17 protein-coding genes and 5 pseudogenes are annotated in these 19,644 nt (G+C 40.2%); 6 read left to right on the top strand and 16 right to left on the bottom strand.

Annotated features, from left to right (window positions below):
• Positions 1 to 4 precede the first annotated feature (4 nt).
• The gene (locus tag KA717_38145) at positions 5 to 367 is read right to left on the bottom strand and encodes a hypothetical protein (protein UXE61151.1); all 363 of its coding nucleotides are present in this window, start codon (positions 365 to 367) and stop codon (positions 5 to 7) included.
• 228 nt (positions 368 to 595) lie between these two features.
• Here KA717_38145 and KA717_38140 point away from each other — a divergent pair, with 228 nt between their 5' ends.
• The 3 genes and pseudogenes from KA717_38140 to KA717_38130 all read left to right on the top strand — a co-directional run bounded on the left by KA717_38140 (position 596) and on the right by KA717_38130 (position 2,737).
• Positions 596 to 790, top strand: a complete 195-nt coding sequence (locus tag KA717_38140) for a transposase (GenBank protein ID UXE61150.1) — start codon at positions 596 to 598, stop codon at positions 788 to 790.
• A gap of 17 nt (positions 791 to 807) precedes the next feature.
• Positions 808 to 1,983, top strand: a complete 1,176-nt coding sequence (locus KA717_38135; GenBank protein ID UXE61149.1) for an IS4 family transposase — start codon at positions 808 to 810, stop codon at positions 1,981 to 1,983.
• Positions 1,984 to 1,999: 16 nt separating this feature from the next.
• Positions 2,000 to 2,737 (top strand): annotated as a pseudogene (locus tag KA717_38130) (IS4 family transposase).
• A 9-nt stretch (positions 2,738 to 2,746) separates the two neighbouring features.
• Here KA717_38130 and KA717_38125 read toward each other — a convergent pair.
• The 11 genes and pseudogenes from KA717_38125 to KA717_38075 form a co-directional block, all read right to left on the bottom strand.
• The gene (locus KA717_38125; GenBank protein UXE61148.1) at positions 2,747 to 2,956 is read right to left on the bottom strand and encodes a hypothetical protein; all 210 of its coding nucleotides are present in this window, start codon (positions 2,954 to 2,956) and stop codon (positions 2,747 to 2,749) included.
• Positions 2,922 to 3,350 carry a hypothetical protein gene (locus tag KA717_38120; protein ID UXE61147.1) on the bottom strand — a complete coding sequence of 143 codons (429 nt, stop codon included), beginning with the start codon at positions 3,348 to 3,350 and terminating at the stop codon, positions 2,922 to 2,924. Before KA717_38120 ends, KA717_38125 begins: the two co-directional genes overlap by 35 nt.
• A gap of 32 nt (positions 3,351 to 3,382) precedes the next feature.
• On the bottom strand, positions 3,383 to 4,615 hold the full coding sequence (locus tag KA717_38115) for a transposase (GenBank protein ID UXE61146.1): 1,233 nt from the start codon (positions 4,613 to 4,615) through the stop codon (positions 3,383 to 3,385).
• A gap of 239 nt (positions 4,616 to 4,854) precedes the next feature.
• Positions 4,855 to 6,192, bottom strand: a pseudogene (locus KA717_38110) (IS5 family transposase).
• A 112-nt stretch (positions 6,193 to 6,304) separates the two neighbouring features.
• Positions 6,305 to 6,805 (bottom strand): transposase, encoded by a 501-nt coding sequence (locus KA717_38105; GenBank protein ID UXE61145.1) that lies wholly within the window; start codon positions 6,803 to 6,805, stop codon positions 6,305 to 6,307.
• 56 nt (positions 6,806 to 6,861) lie between these two features.
• Positions 6,862 to 7,029, bottom strand: a complete 168-nt coding sequence (locus tag KA717_38100; GenBank protein UXE61144.1) for a transposase family protein — start codon at positions 7,027 to 7,029, stop codon at positions 6,862 to 6,864.
• Between the two features lie 161 nt (positions 7,030 to 7,190).
• Positions 7,191 to 8,234, bottom strand: a complete 1,044-nt coding sequence (locus tag KA717_38095) for an IS630 family transposase (GenBank protein ID UXE61143.1) — start codon at positions 8,232 to 8,234, stop codon at positions 7,191 to 7,193.
• 152 nt (positions 8,235 to 8,386) lie between these two features.
• Positions 8,387 to 8,539: a hypothetical protein gene (locus KA717_38090; GenBank protein ID UXE61142.1), complete on the bottom strand. Its 153-nt coding sequence runs from the start codon at positions 8,537 to 8,539 to the stop codon at positions 8,387 to 8,389.
• Between the two features lie 309 nt (positions 8,540 to 8,848).
• Positions 8,849 to 10,129: an ISKra4 family transposase gene (locus KA717_38085; protein UXE64913.1), complete on the bottom strand. Its 1,281-nt coding sequence runs from the start codon at positions 10,127 to 10,129 to the stop codon at positions 8,849 to 8,851.
• A gap of 59 nt (positions 10,130 to 10,188) precedes the next feature.
• Positions 10,189 to 10,863, bottom strand: a complete 675-nt coding sequence (locus KA717_38080; GenBank protein UXE61141.1) for a hypothetical protein — start codon at positions 10,861 to 10,863, stop codon at positions 10,189 to 10,191.
• A 148-nt stretch (positions 10,864 to 11,011) separates the two neighbouring features.
• A pseudogene (locus KA717_38075) lies at positions 11,012 to 11,259 on the bottom strand (ISKra4 family transposase).
• Positions 11,260 to 11,723: 464 nt separating this feature from the next.
• Between KA717_38075 and KA717_38070 the strand changes: the two are divergent.
• A pseudogene (locus KA717_38070) lies at positions 11,724 to 12,856 on the top strand (IS1380 family transposase).
• A gap of 134 nt (positions 12,857 to 12,990) precedes the next feature.
• Here the strand turns inward: KA717_38070 and KA717_38065 are convergent.
• Positions 12,991 to 14,059: pseudogene (locus KA717_38065) on the bottom strand (IS4 family transposase).
• 702 nt (positions 14,060 to 14,761) lie between these two features.
• Between KA717_38065 and pruA the strand changes: the two are divergent.
• Positions 14,762 to 17,677: an L-glutamate gamma-semialdehyde dehydrogenase gene (gene pruA / locus KA717_38060; GenBank protein UXE64912.1), complete on the top strand. Its 2,916-nt coding sequence runs from the start codon at positions 14,762 to 14,764 to the stop codon at positions 17,675 to 17,677.
• Between the two features lie 333 nt (positions 17,678 to 18,010).
• A complete protein-coding gene (locus KA717_38055; protein ID UXE61140.1) occupies positions 18,011 to 18,283 on the top strand; it encodes a hypothetical protein in 273 nt (90 codons plus the stop codon).
• Between the two features lie 27 nt (positions 18,284 to 18,310).
• On the opposite strand, the gene KA717_38050 is transcribed toward KA717_38055, so the two are convergent.
• The 3 genes from KA717_38050 to petN form a co-directional block, all read right to left on the bottom strand.
• Positions 18,311 to 19,273 (bottom strand): metallophosphoesterase, encoded by a 963-nt coding sequence (locus tag KA717_38050; protein ID UXE61139.1) that lies wholly within the window; start codon positions 19,271 to 19,273, stop codon positions 18,311 to 18,313.
• 65 nt (positions 19,274 to 19,338) lie between these two features.
• Positions 19,339 to 19,488 carry a hypothetical protein gene (locus KA717_38045; protein UXE64944.1) on the bottom strand — a complete coding sequence of 50 codons (150 nt, stop codon included), beginning with the start codon at positions 19,486 to 19,488 and terminating at the stop codon, positions 19,339 to 19,341.
• Between the two features lie 14 nt (positions 19,489 to 19,502).
• The gene (petN, locus tag KA717_38040) at positions 19,503 to 19,592 is read right to left on the bottom strand and encodes a cytochrome b6-f complex subunit PetN (protein UXE61138.1); all 90 of its coding nucleotides are present in this window, start codon (positions 19,590 to 19,592) and stop codon (positions 19,503 to 19,505) included.
• Positions 19,593 to 19,644 lie beyond the last annotated feature (52 nt).

Here is a 19,644-nt window from a genome sequence, read left to right as displayed (position 1 = left end):
ACAATCACTCGAAGGATTCAGTATCAGAAAGTTTTGACTTATTCCTGTCAAGCAAATCTTGATCTAAAATCCGTTTCCGCTTCTTCTCGCGTTCCTGATTGCCTGTCGCGGTATTTTGGACTGTGACATAAGAAGGAGAAGGGGTGATAATTAGTTCATCTCTAGCAATTTTAGCTAACAGGGCCGAAATAGAGCCTTTGCCTGCGTATATGCAACCGTAAGCTTCCGCAATCGTTTCCAATCGGTCTTTATCTTCGGGATTAATATTGAATTTATAAGACTGATGACCCAGCTTGGGCTTTTGTCCTCGCCCTAATGCTAAATTTTCAATTCGAGGATTAGGGTTCGACATGAGAAGCTCCGCCATGCTTTACGGTTTCACTCATCGTAACATCTGACTTTTCCCGTTAAGTCCAAAATCCAGCAATGCAAACTTCTAGAGGCTTTATCTGGCAAGGGTTTGAGTAATGATTCTCTTGACAGGAAAAAAATATTCTGAAGCCATCATCCCGCTTATCGTTCAAATTTCAAAAACAAAGGATGAAGGGAGTATGAGACTGTAAAATGGAGAAAATCTTAAAGGGCAGGTCAAAAAATGTTGGAATGGTGGACAAAAAACTTTGCCAGTTGTGAATTGGGAGACGAGAGGCTAAACAATCGTGCCTTCTCGATTGGGAAAAAGTTAAGTGAGGGGTTTGGAAAAGCCTTATCAGAAGTGTTTAAGGGAGGAAACGAGTTAAAGAGGGCCTATGAATTTTTGGGAATCCGAAAACAGACTTTGTCAAGATAATAGAGCCGCACTGTGAAATGACAACTGCCGCCGTAGAAGAATATAAGATAATGCTATCAGTCGGAGATACGACCTTCTTAGATTATCGCAATATCAAGGAAAAAAGGGAAGGGTATGGGCCGACTGGAAAAGGAGGGAATGGATTAATACTGCATAGTGCTTTAGCAATTGAGCCAGAAAAAGGACAAGTATTAGGTTTATTATGGCAAAAACTGTGGAATAGGGAGGTAAAAGAAAAGCCCCCAACAGATGAAACGGCGAAGCAGAAAAAAGAAAGACAGAAAGAACAAAGAAAAGCAGCTCGTCAAAGACCATTTGAGGAAAAAGAATCCTACAAATGGGTAGAGGCTCTAAACACCTGTGAGAAACAGGTAGAAAGTTCAACGAGGGTAATTCATGTATTTGACAGAGAAGGAGATGTTTCAGAAGTCTTTGACTCAGTGCGTCAACTCAAGCATACAGGAGTGCTGGTCAGAGCGTCTCATAATCGTAGTTTAGACAAAAATAGTGAACGACTTTGGCAACATTTGGAATCAGAACCGATTCGTTTTCATCAAGAAATCGAGATTCCGAGTACAGGAAAAAGAAAAGCACGGAAGGTTAAGCTTGCCGTCCGATTTTGCTCAGTTAATCTACGAACTCCCTATCGTTTTGATAATCGTGACCCGTTGAATGTCTATGCTGTTTATGCGACAGAAATCGATTGTCCCGAAGGCGAAACTCCTTTATCTTGGATGCTTCTGACTACAGAAGTTGTTGAGACTATTGAGATGGCTGTCACTATTCTTCGTTGGTACACCTACCGATGGCGGGTTGAAGAATTTCATAAAGTCCTTAAGTCTGGTTGTCAGAGTGAGCGTTATCGACTTGCCTCTGATGGAATGAAAACTCTTTTGGGTTTTTTAAGTGTCATTGCTGTTGAACTTTTACACGTTACTTATCTTCATCGTACCCAGCCCGATGCTCTCGCGATTGAAATTCTTAATCCTCTTCAACTTCAGGTGTTAAAAGCAGCCGCCTCTCAAAAACTTCCCCCTATTTTGACTGTTGCTTGGGCTGTCGAGTCTGTTGCTTTTCTTGGTGGTTATCTTGAACATCGTCGTAAAACTCCTCTCGGTATCCAAGTCCTTTGGCGCGGTTGGTTGAAGTTGCATGACCTTTGCCAAGGCTGGCAGCTTGCAATCCGCACTTAACGGGAAAAGTCAGAAGCATACAGGAGTGCTGGTCAGAGCGTCTCATAATCGTAGTTTAGACAAAAATAGTGAACGACTTTGGCAACATTTGGAATCAGAACCGATTCGTTTTCATCAAGAAATCGAGATTCCGAGTACAGGAAAAAGAAAAGCACGGAAGGTTAAGCTTGCCGTCCGATTTTGCTCAGTTAATCTACGAACTCCCTATCGTTTTGATAATCGTGACCCGTTGAATGTCTATGCTGTTTATGCGACAGAAATCGATTGTCCCGAAGGCGAAACTCCTTTATCTTGGATGCTTCTGACTACAGAAGTTGTTGAGACTATTGAGATGGCTGTCACTATTCTTCGTTGGTACACCTACCGATGGCGGGTTGAAGAATTTCATAAAGTCCTTAAGTCTGGTTGTCAGAGTGAGCGTTATCGACTTGCCTCTGATGGAATGAAAACTCTTTTGGGTTTTTTAAGTGTCATTGCTGTTGAACTTTTACACGTTACTTATCTTCATCGTACCCAGCCCGATGCTCTCGCGATTGAAATTCTTAATCCTCTTCAACTTCAGGTGTTAAAAGCAGCCGCCTCTCAAAAACTTCCCCCTATTTTGACTGTTGCTTGGGCTGTCGAGTCTGTTGCTTTTCTTGGTGGTTATCTTGAACATCGTCGTAAAACTCCTCTCGGTATCCAAGTCCTTTGGCGCGGTTGGTTGAAGTTGCATGACCTTTGCCAAGGCTGGCAGCTTGCAATCCGCACTTAACGGGAAAAGTCAGATCAGCATACAGGTTCCATCTAATCCTATTCCCACTGTTGCAATTTGGCTATCCTCCTTGGGCGGGGCATAACTCCACGCTTCTTCTTTTGCCTGTACCACACTTCCTACTGCTTCACTCAATCTTTGGATATAGGATAGCGCTACTTTTCTACCATGATTTTCTAATAAATCATTTTTCACCTCTTTGCCTGCCATCCCTGACATTTTTGAGGATACCTGTTTTGCCAATAATGGCGTTGATGTTATGATTATCCTTGCTTCTCTTTCTAAGGGGCAATACGTTTTTCCTCAAAGGTGAACGCTGATATACATGACGATTCACTATAACCTCACCATAAGGTGTTTGATATTCTTTCGGTTGCTCTCCCTTACTCTTCCAGATTTCTTCACCGATTTTTAAGGGTGAACCATCTGTATCTAAATATTTCAAGGCTTCTTTGCTGGCGATGCAACCTACTTCGTTTAAGCCTTTTTGAATATTTATTTCTGTATCCAACATTGAACGACTGAGTTCTAATGTTAGTTCTATTTTTATCTTTGAACCCTCTACATTAATTAGTTTTGCTGTCATCATTGTTTCCTCTTTGTCACTTTTCATCTCATGTTAACACTTTTCTTTTCCTTCATCAACTAAAGGTCGCACCCCTCTAAGGAAAGAATTTGAAGTAAGCCGAGAACAATGACATGAAGATTAACAAAACGCTCAAAGGCTTCTACTTTGTTTAAAATCTGAGTCTGAACAGTTTGGGGATAGTCAGGGAGGATAAGATTGCTAGGCCAGGTCGGTAAAGTAGGAAGAGCCTTAAGCCAAAAACGATAGGCAAAGCCGCCCAAAAGATGGATTAATTGACGAAAAGTGACTTCAATCTTAAATCGGAGACCGTAAGCGGCAATAATCTCAGGTCCAGTCAAACAGAGGTCAGTAGAAAGCAGAATCAGTCTTTGTCCGTTGGGCAATTGGGTGAGGACAAACTTAACGAGCTGATGGGGACTATCCCAGTGGAACTCAAAGCACTGATAAGAAACGGAGACTTGTTGACCATAGGGCCAGACTTTAGCGGTGGGAAAATCCTCCACAAGAGCAAACAGGCTTTCTAGTTTTATTGAACTCCCCCAAAGCCGTGGTCGTCCTTTCCCCCTCAAGGTCGGAACGGAAGAAAAGGGAGCATATGCCACTGTAGAGCAACGCACTCGGGTGATAAGATGCAAGGCATTTTGGCGAAAACTTTTGAGCACTGCTCCACAAGCGAAGTAAGCATCCAAAATCACATAGCTTCCCGCCTCTGCGTAGGTAGTGCAAAGCTCCCCCATTTTCGTGACTAGAGTAGTCTTCTCTTTTTTGCTGCCTTTTTTCCCTTCCTTTGCCGTTGCTTTGGACTTGATGCCATCGTCTAGCCGCAACACTAAGGGCAAGGCAAAGCAGGCTTTTCCTGCTCCCACCAAAACACTCAAGGCATTGAAGTAATGCCCCCTTATCCATTCTGGCTTCGCCACATTTCCGGATTCTTGGTGTAGTCGTTTTACCCCTGGCATCTTGCGCCCTTCTTTCCCCACTTTGATTCCATCCCCCACATACACTCGTTTTTCCTTGATTCGATATAGATTTTCATGCTGACTTACCCACTTCGACCATCCCAAGGTCAGTCCTTTGACGTTAAATGCCTTGGATTCAAACCAATGTAGTGCCTGATGGTAGTAGCTCTCTGTTAACCCTAAGGCATTGACATAGCTTGTTATTGCGCTCGGTTGGCTGTTGAGCACTACTCCCCAGGCTAATAGGATAAACCATTGGTACGTTGCTTCTCGGCTAAAGGCGGGACGGAGATTCTCTAGGATTTGCTCTAGTCGCTGACATAGTTGCATAATTGATAGATAGGGCTTGCTGAAAAAGTCAAAAAACGAAAGAAATGTGGGTTAGGGAAGTATGGACTGAAAAAGCATAGATAACTTATCCTTATGGAAACAAATCAAAATACAGATTTTGTTTAATCTATTGTTCCTTTCTGTCTAAAAAGGTCAACACAAATCACTCCTCACAAAAGAGAGGAAAATTAACACCATTTTTCACAAGAAAAACGACTCTACAACTTTTTACTTTTTGTCTTCTGAAGTAGAGTAGAAAGATTCATTACCAAAAAGTTCATCGCAATTACCGTTTCCGAGGTCTCAGGTAGTTTGGCCATCACTCGACCAAGACTAAATTTCCTCTTTCCCTGTCCGAATTTACCCTCAATGGCATTACGCACTCTTTCATCTGAGCGTGCCTCTTTCTTTTTTTCTTTGCTCACCTCTTTCGGCGGTCTTCCCAATCGGGGACCACTCATTCTTATATCCCTTTCTTTACAATAAGCTCGATTCGCTTTTGTTCGATAGATTTTATCCACATGAACCGATTCCGGATAACATCCTGTTTCCCTTTTATATTCTTCTATTCGCGCTTGTAAATCTCCCGATTCGTTGTAATTATCCCAACTTAATTTGTCTAAGAAGACAAAGCCATTCACATTACTTGCCGATATTTTAGCTCCAAACTCTACTGCTTTTCCCGCTTTTCCACGCACTATTGGACGCACGTGAGGTTGGCTTACACTCACAATTCTGTTTTCTACTTTATTTGTCTTTTTTTCATACATTTCTAACTGTTGCTCATACACTTTTCCTATCGTTACAAGCTCTTCTTGCTCTTTTTTCGTTAGTTTTTCTAACTTTGCTCCCTCTTCTATCATTTTTTCTATATCAGACAAGTTTCTTTTTATATATCCTAGTTGTTTTTTTGTTCCTTTTCTTCTTTCTTTTTTTGACACACGACGTTTTTTTGCTATGGCTAAGTACTCTTTTCTTGCCACTTCCCTATAAGTCCTCGGCTTTTCTTTCCTTTTCTCTTTTATTTCTTCATACAGCTTATCTATTATTTTTTCTGTTTTTTCTCTGGCATCATTCAATATTCCTATATCCGTTGGATATTTTATATCTGCTGGTGTACAAGTCGCATCTAACAATAACTTTCCTTCATTTTCTTTTTTTTCTGACGCTACACCCGTCGCTTTTTTTTCTATTTCTTTATTAATTTTATTTATTAATTCCATTCCTATTTTTTTACGAAAATGAACCATCATTGACGCATTAAATGCTTCTTTGCTACTATAGCTTTCCATTTCTATAAAGTACTGTAAATAAGGGTTCTCTTTTATTTGTTCTACTGTTTCTCTGTCACTTTTTCCTGAAATTTCTTTGATAATTAATGCTCCTAATGCCATTCTAAATGATTTGGCTGGGGCTCCTTTTTTTTCTGTGAAGTTTTTTGCATATTCTTCCTCATATTCTTCCCAGGGAATCATTTTTGACATTTCTATCCAACGATTTTCTTCGTCTAACTGCCCGCCGAACAGATTTTTCAAGTTTTCTGGTGTTTCAATTGAGTACTGTTGCTTTCGGTACATCTGCTTTCTCTCTTCTTAATGCAATGGTTTTGAGGCATTCTACCCTATTTTCGTGCATTCTAGCGGTTCTTAATTCGCCTACTATTTTTCTCCGTAAAGGTTTCAGCTTTTTTCAGCAAGCCCTAATTACATCTGTATAAATGCTTTTAGCATTCTCTAGCCATTCTGTGAATTTTAAACGTCCTTCCTCCTTGTCCTTTACTTTTTCATATATCTCTCGAAATGATTCTTTATACTCATAGACTTTTCGTAAACGATTTGATTGCTTTAACACCAATTCTAGTTTTTGTAATTCCTCCTCTGTCAGGTCTTTTTTATTTTTTAATAATAGCCACTTTTCTCCCTTAATTTTTAGAGTAAAACTTGTCTGTTTACGGATTTTATTTAATTCTTCATTCACCGCTTTCATTACATGAAATCTATCCGTCAAAATTACCGCATTAGGAAACACTTTTTCTATTACTTTTGGAAATCCTCCCCACATATCCACACTCACTTCCTCGACAGCTTCTCTTACCTCTAATGGTTTCTCCATCAGGGCTTCAATTATTTCATCTTTTTGATGACTATCAATTACTTCTATTAATTCTCCTTTTTCTAGGTCTCCTACCACTGTTACAAAATTCTTATGACCTTTTCGTTTCGATATTTCATCTATTCCTACTTTTTTTATCCCTTGCCAATCTTTTTTTTCTTTTCACATTGACGTTGATAAATTCCATGAACTTTATCCCAAGATAGGGCTTCTTCTCGGCTTACTTGTTCCACACTGCTCACATTTACTCGATTATACACATATTCTTCATACCGCACTGTATATTTTCTACGTGCTTCCATAAATTCTAGGTTTTCTGTAAAAAACCTTTGACATTTTTTACAATAAAACTTACGACGAGGGACTTGTAGGTACACCGTTTGACCAGAAATGGGCAAATCCCTTATGAGTAGATTGTTGGTCTGATGTAATTCATCGGTTAATCTTCCACAGTAATCATACTTCAAACGTTCATAATCTGAGATTTATCAAAGCGTTGAAATCGTAAGGTGAGCAAAGAATCAAGCTCCTCCTTATATTTTACGTTAGCATCTTCAAGACATCCTGAAATTGCTGCAGAAAACTGCGTAAAATCTTCATAATATTTTGCGTATAAACACTTCTTCTTCACAAACTTCCACAGTCTTTCAATTAAATTCAAGTTAGGAGAATAAGGAGGTAAGTACAGTAACTCTATTCCTAATGATTCTGCCAACTCCTGCACAATTCGGCATTTTTGATAACGAGCATTGTCTAATACCAACGTAATCGGTATTAATAGTCCTAATTCTGCTATCTTTTCTAGGAGTTCACAAACCTGAGTTCCCGTAATATAAGAACTGTTCGTTACCATAATTACTTCATGGGTAATTGCATTTAATGCTCCTAACACATTAAAACGTTTTCTCCCTGATGGTGACTTAATAAAAATCCTCTTGAAGCACCATATAAAATTTACAAATGCTCCCATTACAAAATGAGAGGCATCTACAAAGAAAACTGCCCTTTTTCCTGCTTTTGCCTCTTCTAGCCTTGGTTCTAGCTCTTTTTTCCTATAGCTATCTTGAGCTTCTACATCTGCTTTTGATGGAATTGTTCCCACCTTTAGACACCTCATTCCTATTGACTTTAAAAATTTTCTGACTTGCGTTGGACTTCTTTTTATTCCCGTTAATTCTTCTATTCTTTTTACTGCTTCATTTATTGTTGCTGGTGGATTTGACTCAAAATATGCCTCAATTTTCCCTTGATGCTCTGTTAACTCGCTTTTCGGGCGATTAAATTTTATTTCTTTTAGTTTTTCTATCCCGCCCTCTTGATAATCACGGATATAGCTTGTCACCGTATTTACTGAAACTCCTGCGAATTGAGCAATTTTTTGATGAGATAATCCCTGACTTTTTAACCATAAAACTTCCATCTTTAGCTGTACTCTAGGATGCGGGTGATTAAACCGACCGTAAGACAACAGTCTTTTGTCTTCTTCCGTAAATTCTAACTTAATCATTTCTCAGCCTCTTGACTACTTTTTCTATTTTTACTATATTATCTCTTATTTTTAAAATTCGCAACTTGTGACCGTGTTCAGTATAATTTCTTCGCTTGTTTTGGCACTGGTATCGTCTAGCTAGAAGCTACAAACGTTGCAATACGAGAGGTTCAAAAAATCAGGCGAATTTGGAGTAAGTCCTCCCAAGTTAACCCTTTTTCAATTATACCGAGAGCTACAGCAGGAACTTCTCTAGTCGTAAAATGGCTGCGAACAAAGTTATGAACCATCCAGAAAATATCTAGGACTCGCTGTAATCCCACAACAGATTTAGCATAAGTATTTGTACGACGACGAAAGGCGGATAAATAGCGTCGGATAGCACTATTAAAGGCCTCAACGTGGTTGGCATGGACGTCCTTTTCTTCTGGTTTTTCTGTTGTCTCTGGATGTTCTGGTTTCGGAGTTTCTACTTTCTTTAGTTTACCCTCAGAATCTCGACGTTTACTACTCTTATTTTTTAGTCTTACTACAAGACCCTTCGGTAATACTTTGGTGGGACGACCTCGCTTTCCAGTCCTTAATACTTCGTGACAAAGGGTGCGACCTTTAGTTGATAAAAGCTGTTGTAATCAGGGTTCTACAGGGAACCCATATTGATCAAGTTTTGCCCAAAATTGACTCCATCGTTCCTTGGTCAATACCAAAGCTCGTAGGCTCAAAATAATTCCTGCTCCTTTTTCCTTCCATCGCATCCCTGAACAACATAATCGTTGTTTGACCAACGTCTTACAAGCTGCTTCCGTAACACCTGAACCAATCGGATACTTTTTCTCTATGTATTCAGCATAATCCATTTGATGCTGATGATTCTCGTAATAAGTAATCGCCGCTTGTAGTTTCTCGGTAAGATTCTTAGAATGACTTTTTTCTTCTTTGACTTCTTTCATCAGATTTAGCAGTTCTCCTGCTTTTCCTTTTTCATGCTTGAGTTCTCGACAATTTTCAGTCAACCATTCTTTTTGTTTTGACACTGTATTAGGATGCAACGCTTCTGCCAAGGCACCTAAGTAACCAGAGGCATGATAGAAATCTAATATCTGTTCTTCCGTTTGCTTTTCTAAAAACTTCCAATTTGATTCTGCCCCGTCTGCTATCCCGACCAATGTTGCCTCTGGATAACGGTTTTTCGCTCGCTCAATTTCTCTTTCTAATCTTTCTAGAAAACTCTTTTTTCCATACTCTGGTGCCGCACCTAGATAGATTGTATGTTGACGTTCTCCCTCACTATCGTATAGGGAAACGGTTCCCACCATTGCTTCACGGTAGCCATCCTCACACATCAGCATACAGGTTCCATCTAATCCTATTCCCACTGTTGCAATTTGGCTATCCTCCTTGGGCGGGGCATAACTCCACGCTTCTTCTTTTGCCTGTACCACACTTCCTACTGCTTCACTCAATCTTTGGATATAGGATAGCGCTACTTTTCTACCATGATTTTCTAATAAATCATTTTTCACCTCTTTGCCTGCCATCCCTGACATTTTTGAGGATACCTGTTTTGCCAATAATGGCGTTGATGTTATGATTATCCTTGCTTCTCTTTCTAAGGGGCAATACGTTTTTCCTCCTACTGAACGCTGATATACATGACGATTCACTATAACCTCACCATAAGGTGTTTGATATTCTTTCGGTTGCTCTCCCTTACTCTTCCAGATTTCTTCACCGATTTTTAAGGGTGAACCATCTGTATCTAAATATTTCAAGGCTTCTTTGCTGGCGATGCAACCTACTTCGTTTAAGCCTTTTTGAATATTTATTTCTGTATCCAACATTGAACGACTGAGTTCTAATGTTAGTTCTATTTTTATCTTTGAACCCTCTACATTAATTAGTTTTGCTGTCATCATTGTTTCCTCTTTGTCACTTTTCATCCCATGTTAACACTTTTCTTTTCCTTCATCAACTAAAGGTCACACCCGTGACAAATATTAAATAGCAGTTGACTATATCGCTTTTCTCCATCTGTAAATAACTGGAGAGATTCTGCACTCCTTTCAAATAATTCCGCTACCGTCATCATTGCTTCTAGAAATAATTTCTGCTCTTTTCGACCACATTTTAAATGCCAAATAAAGCGGCTAGCCCTGTCCATGAGCACGATTGTCCACCCCTCAGAGGCACTTGCTTCTTTATTTTTTACAACTTTTGTGTATAGTTCATCCCCTTCTATTACTAATTTAACAAATTCATTCACTAAGGCGTATAAAAATAATGTCTCTTGTAATCCTGATAATTTCTTTTCCCAATTCAATATTGTTGTTTTCGCGTAGCCAAATACTCGGGCTGCTGCATTTAATCCTATTCCTTCCATTCTGGCTTTTAATACTTTTACAATTTCACTTAATGGGGTTTCTAAGCCAGCGATTACGCTACCATAAGTCTCAGCAAAACAAGAACTACATTCTTGACAAATGAACATTTTACGTTCCCCGTTACCTTTCGTTTGATAATGAGAATGTATTTTTACTTTTTCACTATAGCAATGAGGACAGTTTTTCTTGAATAAGGCATCCTCTTTCTCTTGGCACAAGCCAACATCATTCAGGATTTCCATAGAGCTTTTCTTTAATATTGACATTTTTTTCTGTTTCCTTCTTCTTTGATATAATGACAATAATAATAGTATAATAAAAACGAGCCGATGTCTAGTCTTAAACTATTTTTCTATTTTCTCAAAGCCTTACACCATAACTTTTTCCAACTTTGATCAGACGATACCAGTTCCCTTGTTTTTCTGTAATGGGCAATTCCCCCAAAATACTTTTTACTGTTCGTATCCGACCTGTGGTTTCCTCGGTACTTGTTTTGACAAAAAAATACCTATTTCTGGGTTGACATACTGAATCATTAAGTCTCTGACAGTCTCCTCTATTTCGCCCAAATTATTAAATGTTTTAACTTGAGATTGTTGATAGAGACATTCTCCCAACTCTTGACATAACTCTTGAATCCTTTTTTCATTTTCTGATAACACTGATAACATGAGATTGTTCCTCAATTGGGATAGATTTTGGAAAGTGGGTCTCGACTATTATACTCTCATTTCTTTTTTTGATAAAGTTCGATAAAGTTCAAAGTCTTATTTTTCTGCCCCATAAGTATTAATACTTATTGCATAAGTGAGATGCTCCCCAACAGTCTTTTGTCTTCTTCCGTAAATTCTAACTTAATCATTTCTCAGCCTCTTGACTACTTTTTCTATTTTTACTATATTATCTCTTATATCTCTTATTTTTAAAATTCGCAACTTGTGACCGTGTTCAGTATACATTTGACTTCTTCCTCTTGACAACTCAGTATCAAAAAAGCCTCTGTTCCTTCTTGAATAACATTTCTTATTTTTACCTTTGGCAAATCTACCAGATTTTCTAGAAAAAATAACATTGATGCCATCCTCATATAGGGTATCTTATTATACATTTTTCAACGTCAATCCAGAAGAGCCCAATTAATCGACTAGAGTATCGTCCAGAAACAGTTATCGAGCAAGAGAAAAGTCGGTACCATAAAATCGAGCATAACCCCAAAGAAATTGAAAAGACTTTTGTGGACATATTTCTAGAATCCTACAAAAAGGCACCGAGACAAATTATTTTAGATATGGATGTAACCGATGACCAAGTGTATGGCTCTCAAGAAGGTGCGTTTTTCAACACGCATTATAAAGGAGTTTGTTATGCACCTTTATATATTTTCTGTGGGCATCATTTATTAGTAGCGAAACTTCGCTCATAAACATGTCGATCCAGCCGGCGGAGCGTTAGAAGAATTACAGAGAATCATCGGAATTATTAGAGCAGAATGGAAAGAGACTCAAATCATAGTTAGAGGTGATAGTGCATATGCTCGTGAAGATATCATGAAATTCTGTGAAGAGCAAGCTTGTGTTGATGTGTTGATTATGTGATAGCGATGGCAAGTAATAGCCAATTAAAACTACGAGCGATGGCTACAATTGAGAAAGCAAAAAGTGATTATGAACAAAGACTGGAACCTGTGACTAAATTAATGGAGACACTATTTTCTCCTGAGGATAAATTAGAAGAAGTCGGTGAATTAGTTCCAGAATCGACTTTTTATCGCTCCCTTTGCTACAAAACTCAAGATCTTGGAGTTGTTCAAGAAGAGTGGTCACTAAAGTTTGTTATGGTAGTGGCGGATTAAAAATTCGTCATGTCGTCACATCTTTACCCGCTTCAAAAATTCCTCCCTCAAAACTTTATACAGAGAAATATTGTCCGAGGGGCGAGATGGAAAATCGGATAAAAGAACAACAATTAGATTTATTCGCAGACCGCACTTCAACCCAGACATTTGAGAGTAATCAATTAAGACTATGGCTATCCTCAATAGCTTATGTTTTGATGCAAGCTTTCCGTCAAAATTGTTTATCTAAAACGGCTTTTGCGAAAGCAACTGTAGGAACAATTCGCCTTAATTTTCTGAAATTAGGTGCGAGAATTACTGTGAGCGTCAGAAGAATTTTAATCGCCATAGCCAGTTCATGTCCTTATCAAGATATTTTGGCGATTGCTTATTCTCGAATCCAAGGAATGCCTGCTCCTGGATAAGTCGAATAGTTTTCAAAGAGAACAAAATAATCTTGCCAAGGGCTGCTCATCAATTCAGCCCATTTTGTCATGATAATTTTGACTAACTAATTAGATTTTGTCTGTTACTCCCGAAAAATTTGGTTAATTGTGTTCTAAGTACAGGACAAAAAATGTAGGGAGTCGAGAAAAAGAGAAAAATTGGGTAGAGAAGGATTAAGAACAAGATGACGAAGATGGTCAAAACCAAGACGAAAAAGACTCTGCGCTAGGCGACCATGTTTCTTGAGGGGAATGGGATGAAGATGATGAATTGCTAGACCAGTTTTGAGAGACCAAGCCAAAGCTAAAGTCAGTAAAGCCAAAAGCTTACGAAGACGCTTGGGGTCAGTAAAGTGAGTAGATTCCAAGCAAAAGCCACGAGTCTTAAAGATGCCAAAAAGGGTTTCAATGCCCCAACGCAGGGCATAATCGTGAATAAGACCTTGGGAATCGGGATGTCCAATGACGATGAGTAGAGAATTATCAGGCAAGCGAAGAGCCTCTACAGAAACAGGATATCCCCAAACCCGACAACTCCCTTGAAGACGTTGAGATTCACTCTTTTGCAAGATGGGCAAAAATGACTTTGGCGGCCAAAAGCTTGCCATTGTGCTCAATCTTGTCCGTAGCCCGAATTCTCAGACAGAAAGCCAGTAGCGGTTCGAGCAGAAGATAGCGAAGCCAAGCCTGACCAATAAACTCACGGTCGCCACATAAACAACGAATCAGGGCGGTGGGAAAAATCTTGAGCATCTCCTCGATAAAACGCATTCGTTCATCACTGTTAGAATTGCCCTTTTTCTTGCTAAGCATCCACCACAAGATGGGAATGGCTACTCCTTCATGGACAATGCCGACAGTGAGGATATTATAACCATGACTGCCAAACTCCCAGGTTGTGCGGTCAATACTTAATACCCAAGGTTGAGGGATATCCAGCCAACTGACTACAATACGGGCAATGTGATGGTAATCCAGCTCAAATCCTGAGAAAAAGCGTTGTAAGCGTTTGTAATGAGAATCCACCAATGCCCGACCTTCAAAACCCAGAGCCAATTCTTTAAGGTTAACCGTTTTCACTTTGAGGAGGGCGAGTAAGAACAAGGCTAGGAAGGAGAGTCTGGCACCATGCCATCCCAAATGGGGTTTTAGGGCTTGTTTCAATGCGTTATATTGGTTCATGGGTTTTCTTACATTACGTTCATCTTCCATGAAACCCCTTTCTCGTATACTTTTCAAGCCTTTTGTCCTGTACTTAGAATTGTGTTAGCTCATCGCTGGGCAACTTTAAGAATTTCTCTTATTTTTTAAAAGTATCAATTTTTAACTTCAAAATTAGCTTCTCAATTCAATTTGTGAGAAATGCGGGATCAAGCCCAAATGATTTTTCCTCAAAGTCCACCCAGTCTGCTTTTGCCTAAATTCCTTGCCGCTAAACTTGCCTCTTCCCCAAGCCCTGATATGCTTACTTTGGCCGCATAGTTATTACTTTATCTGGCATCCATAAACTTCGTACTGTCCAGTTATTCAAGATAATTTATTCTTTAAGTTCAGCTTTTGGAGACAAGCTGAGCGGATTGAGTGTGCCAATTTTTTGTTCTTCTTTAAGAGATTATTTTGGCTTGATTTTCGATGAGTTGTTCACCGTTTTTGACAGTCGAGGCGAATTTTCTAGATTAAATGTATTTTTCATATCAACCGTTAAAAAACTTTTGCAAGAGGTCTAATGAAAAAAAACGTGTCTAACAATCCATTAAAGGCTGACTGCGTTATAATAGAACATCTGGAAATATCTCTAACTCAAGACTAAATCGGAGCGCATTAACAGTGGTTACCCAACTTACAACTCAACACAATTACGAAGAAAAAGCGCGAGAAATCGCCATGGAACTCCTCGCCCAAACCCGTGAAAAGCGATCGCTGTGGGACAAAATTAGTGATAACCTGCGTTGGGACGACAAGTTATTAGATTGGGCTATGGCCAGTCCTGGGCTAAGAATGCAATTGTTTCGCTTTATTGATTGTTTACCTGCTCTGAAAAGTAACGCCGAAATTGCTAACCATTTACAACAATATTTAGGACAAGAAAATGTCGAATTACCTGGGGCATTAAAAGGCATTTTAAACTTTACTGATCCCCATACTCCCCCCGCTCAATTAGCTGCCGCAACCATTAGTAAAGCAACGGAAACCCTCGCCTTTAAATATATCTCTGGGGAAACCATTGAACAGGTGATTAAAGCCGTTGAACGGTTACGCAAGGAAAAGATGGGTTTTACCATTGACCTATTAGGAGAAGCCGTTATTACCGAAACGGAAGCCGAAGCCTATTACCAAAGTTATTTAAACTTAATGGAACAGTTGACACAGCAAGCAAAAAGTTGGTCAAGGGTGGCTCAAATTGATCAAGCTGATGATGAAATTGTGCCTACGGTTCAGGTTTCTGTCAAATTAACCGCTTTTTATTCCCAATTTGATTCCTTCGATCCAGAGGGCAGTAAAGCTAAAGTCTGCGATCGCATTCGAGCTTTATTACGTCGCGCCAAAGAATTAGGAGTTGCCGTTCATTTTGATATGGAACAGTACGCCTATAAAGATGTTATTTTAAATATTCTCAAGGAATTATTAATCGAAACAGAATTTCGCTCTCGTACCGATATTGGTGTCACCTTACAAGCCTATTTACGAGACTCCGAAGAAGATTTAAAACAGTTAATTGAGTGGGGCAAACATCGCGGTTATCCTGTTACTATTCGCCTAGTTAAAGGAGCCTATTGGGATCAAGAAACTATCAAAGCCCAACAAAATCACTGGCCCATTCCTGTCTATCACGAAAAGGCAGAAACCGATACCAATTATGAGCGTATGACCCGTTTATTATTGGAAAATCACGAATATTTATACGCGGCGATCGGTAGTCATAATGTGCGTTCCCAAGCCCTAGCCTGTGCGATCACGGAAACATTACAAATTCCTAAACGCCGTTTTGAAATGCAAGTTTTATACGGTATGGGTGACGCTTTGGCCAAGGCTTTAGTCAAACGCGGTCATCGGGTTCGGGTCTATGCGCCCTACGGTAAATTGTTACCAGGCATGGCCTATTTAATTCGTCGGCTGTTAGAAAATACTGCCAATAGTTCTTTCCTGCGCCAAAGTTTAGAAGACCGTCCTGTTGAGGATTTAATTGCTGCGCCTAAAGTGTTAAATATTCCCAATTTACCCACCAAAGGTTATGCTAATTCTCCTGATACCGACTATGCCAATTCGGTTTTGCGAGACAAAGCAATAGAATCCTTAAATCAGGTTGAAAATAGTTTAGGAAAAACTTATTTACCTTATATTAACGGCGAATACGTTAATACAGAAGTTTATATTGACTCCGTTAATCCTTCCCGTTTTCAAGAACTAATTGGTAAAGTCGGTTTAATTAATTTAGACCAAGCCGATCAAGCCCTAGAAGCGGCCAAAAATGCCTTCCCAGCCTGGAAGAAAACCCCAGTTTCCGAACGCTGTGCAATCCTGCGTAATGCGGCCAAAATCATGGAAGAGCGTCGCCATGAATTGAATGCTTGGATTTGTTTGGAAGTCGGTAAAATCATTCCCCAAGCCGATGCCGAGGTCTCCGAAGCAATTGATTTTTGTTGCTATTATGCCGATGAAATGGAACGATTAGATCGCGGTCACAATTACGATATTGCGGGGGAAACTAACCGCTATTTCTATCAACCGCGTGGTCTAGCTCTCGTTATTTCGCCCTGGAATTTTCCCCTTGCGATCGCTGTTGGTATGACCGTCGCGGCCTTAGTAACAGGTAATTGTACCCTCTTAAAACCAGCGGAAACTTCCATCGTAATTGCGGCAAAAATCACCGAAATTTTAATCGCCGCAGGCATTCCTAAAGGTGTATTTCAATTTGTGCCTGGTAAAGGTTCTGTGGTCGGTTCCCACATGGTTAATCATCCCGATGTGCATTTAATCGCCTTTACTGGATCGCGGGAAGTGGGCTGTCGAATTTATGCCGATGCGGCGGTTTTACAGCCTGGTCAAAAGCATTTAAAACGGGTCATTGCCGAAATGGGCGGCAAGAATGCCATCATCGTGGATGAAAGTGCTGACCTCGATCAAGCGGTAGCTAGTACGGTTTATTCCGCCTTTGGTTATACGGGTCAAAAATGTTCAGCCTGTTCGCGGGTAATTGTCCTAGAGCCTGTTTATGATGCCTTTGTGGAGCGATTTGTGGAGGCTGCTAAATCCTTAAATGTGGGGCCAACGGATGACCCTAGTACGCAAGTCGGGCCTGTGATTGATGGCACTGCACAAAAACGCATTAAGGAATACATCGAAAAGGGCAAATTAGAGTCAGAAATTGCCTTAACGGGTGACATTAACTTAGACGGTTATTTTGTCAGTCCGACCATTTTCAAAAATGTTTCTGCCCACGATATTATTGCTCAAGAAGAAATTTTTGGCCCCGTTATCGCAGTAATTAAAGTTGCTAGTTTTGATGAAGCTTTAGCCGTCGCTAATGGCACAGATTATGCCTTAACGGGCGGTCTTTTCTCTCGCACTCCAGAGCATATTGATCGCGCTAACCGTGAGTTTGAAGTGGGCAATCTTTATATTAATCGCACCATTACAGGGGCGATCGTTTCTCGTCAACCTTTTGGCGGTTTTAAGTTATCGGGAGTGGGTTCAAAGGCAGGTGGCCCTGATTATTTGTTGCAATTTTTAGAGCCGCGTCATGTAACTGAAAATATTCAGCGTCAAGGTTTTGCACCGATTGAAGGAGCAGATCAATAGATTATAATAGGGGAGTTAGCAATAATTTCCCCATCAATCTTCTCATTCAAAAGATGTACGATCATGTCTAAAAAAACATATCTTGAACAAGTTGTAATGGTCGTATTGACTTAGATTCCAGTTTAGGGAGCGATCGCCCTTTGTCAGTTTAAGCACATTTTGCCATTTTAAATATCGCGGTTTTTCTCGTAATGCGACGATCGCCCATCTTGCCGTTCTATCTCCGTGAAGATGTTTTCCCAATAAGATCCCAACAAGAGTCGCCCCAAGCTTTCAAAAAACTGCTTTACTGGTTAAAGCCTCTTTATTGCATTTCTTTTTGTTGGAGTTTCCATGATTAGTATTGATGTAACCCTAAAATATTCGCCTGTTCCTGTTTCCGTTCAACGTAAAGAAGCCATTGATGCTGAGGCACTCTACCAAAAACTGATTGCTGCTATGCGATCGCCGACACCAGAATTACTTGAATTGACCTGTGAGAAGCAAACGGAAAAGAAAGCCGCCATTATGAGCGATCAAATCAGTGCGGTGATTGTCTCCCAAAAAGATGGCTCGGCGGTGTCTGGAAAAGCGGCTGGTTTCTATGCCATGACCCAAGCTGAATAGACCGTTATCTCTTTTGAGTTCTCTGCATTAATGACAGGTTGCCTTTCCCTGATCAGTAAAATCACTCCCAGGGATAGGCTTATAGTCCCAAGTATAACCTTGGGGTTGGAGCGTTAATTTTAAAATGCCATAGGTGTCATTATTGCGAACTTCGCTATTGGCCCGCACCGTCTTAAACGGATAAAGATTTTTGCCGCCACTCCCGATCACAAATTGACGAATCCCCTGTTTTAGATCAACGGTGTCGTTTAAGCCCTGGGGAGCAAAACGTTCATAGTCATGGTCATGGCCGGATAACACCAGTTCCGCTCCTGCGGCGTATAGATCCCGCCAAAAAATATCTAGGGCTTTGTTATTCCCATGTAAGCCAGAGGAGAAGCGGGGATGATGCCAAAAAGCAAGCGTACAAGCTTTAGAATTAGCTTTCAAATCTGCTTTCAACCACTTTTCCTGGGGAGAACCTGCATTACAGCCGCCCACAAATTCACAGTTAGAATTCAGGGCAATCAGATGCCAGTTCCCTAAATTAAAACTGTAGTAACCTTTGGTGCGATCGCCGGCTAGTTTGCCAAAATAATCAAAATAACCAGCCGCTTGATCCGTGGCATATTCATGATTACCCGGTACAGGTTTAGTAATACTTTTAAACTTTCCCCAGGTTGGGTCATAGGATTTCCGATAATTTTCCAACTCCCCTTTTTCGTACTGATTATCTCCTAGCACAAGCACTGCTTTTGGTTTAATTTTCGGTACGAGATCCGCCGTTGCCCGCATCTGACAATTGTCATTCTTACCTTTCCCTTCGTTAAAGTAGGGACTTTGGGGATCACAGGCAATATCCCCCACAGCCACAATGACGGTGGAGGGTTGGGGCGGCAGTGTTTTGGCTTGACTAGGAGAAGTAATTGAATTGCAGACAATCAAGGCTCCCACTAAAACGAAAATCAGCCAGAACCGTTTCAGTCGTTGAGTGCGTTGTAAACCGATCACGTTAAACTCATCCCGTTAAACCTTTCCCTACTGCCGCCGTTAATTGTACTTATTCAAGCTAAAAGTTAACTACCCAGTCTTTTATCTCGATCTTGACGACGGCGATCGCGCCATTCCAAGGTGGTGAGATAGAGAATACCACCGCTAACAATGACTAAAAGGCCAAGGGCGGCTAAAAACAGAGTGTTAAGTAGCGTCGTTGTTTCTATTGCCACTGTTGTTAAAATCCCTAGAAACCGTTACGGCCCCAAACTACCATCGAAATCGACCAGGTAAACAATACCAGTACGCTGACCCAGCCCAATGTCAAAATATCCATAGCTTTCTACCTAAATACAATTCTGAAGATTTGAATGACAACAAAATCTATG

The organism is Woronichinia naegeliana WA131, from assembly GCA_025370055.1.
In the GTDB taxonomy this organism is placed as follows: domain Bacteria; phylum Cyanobacteriota; class Cyanobacteriia; order Cyanobacteriales; family Microcystaceae; genus Woronichinia; species Woronichinia naegeliana.
The sequence above is the reverse complement of the archived record's forward strand: the minus strand, read 5'-3'. Positions and strand labels throughout refer to the sequence as shown.

Coding starts and splice junctions, on each gene's coding strand:
- KA717_38125 (UXE61148.1), bottom strand. CDS start 2,956: ATGTCAGGGATGGCAGGCAAAGAGGTGAAAAATGATTTATTAGAAAAT.
- KA717_38140 (UXE61150.1), top strand. CDS start 596: ATGTTGGAATGGTGGACAAAAAACTTTGCCAGTTGTGAATTGGGAGAC.
- KA717_38120 (UXE61147.1), bottom strand. CDS start 3,350: ATGAAAAGTGACAAAGAGGAAACAATGATGACAGCAAAACTAATTAAT.
- KA717_38080 (UXE61141.1), bottom strand. CDS start 10,863: ATGTCAATATTAAAGAAAAGCTCTATGGAAATCCTGAATGATGTTGGC.
- KA717_38135 (UXE61149.1), top strand. CDS start 808: ATGACAACTGCCGCCGTAGAAGAATATAAGATAATGCTATCAGTCGGA.
- KA717_38100 (UXE61144.1), bottom strand. CDS start 7,029: ATGGAAGCACGTAGAAAATATACAGTGCGGTATGAAGAATATGTGTAT.
- KA717_38145 (UXE61151.1), bottom strand. CDS start 367: ATGGCGGAGCTTCTCATGTCGAACCCTAATCCTCGAATTGAAAATTTA.
- KA717_38115 (UXE61146.1), bottom strand. CDS start 4,615: ATGCAACTATGTCAGCGACTAGAGCAAATCCTAGAGAATCTCCGTCCC.
- KA717_38055 (UXE61140.1), top strand. CDS start 18,011: ATGATTAGTATTGATGTAACCCTAAAATATTCGCCTGTTCCTGTTTCC.
- petN (UXE61138.1), bottom strand. CDS start 19,592: ATGGATATTTTGACATTGGGCTGGGTCAGCGTACTGGTATTGTTTACC.
- KA717_38085 (UXE64913.1), bottom strand. CDS start 10,129: ATGACAGCAAAACTAATTAATGTAGAGGGTTCAAAGATAAAAATAGAA.
- KA717_38095 (UXE61143.1), bottom strand. CDS start 8,234: ATGATTAAGTTAGAATTTACGGAAGAAGACAAAAGACTGTTGTCTTAC.
- pruA (UXE64912.1), top strand. CDS start 14,762: ATGGAACTCCTCGCCCAAACCCGTGAAAAGCGATCGCTGTGGGACAAA.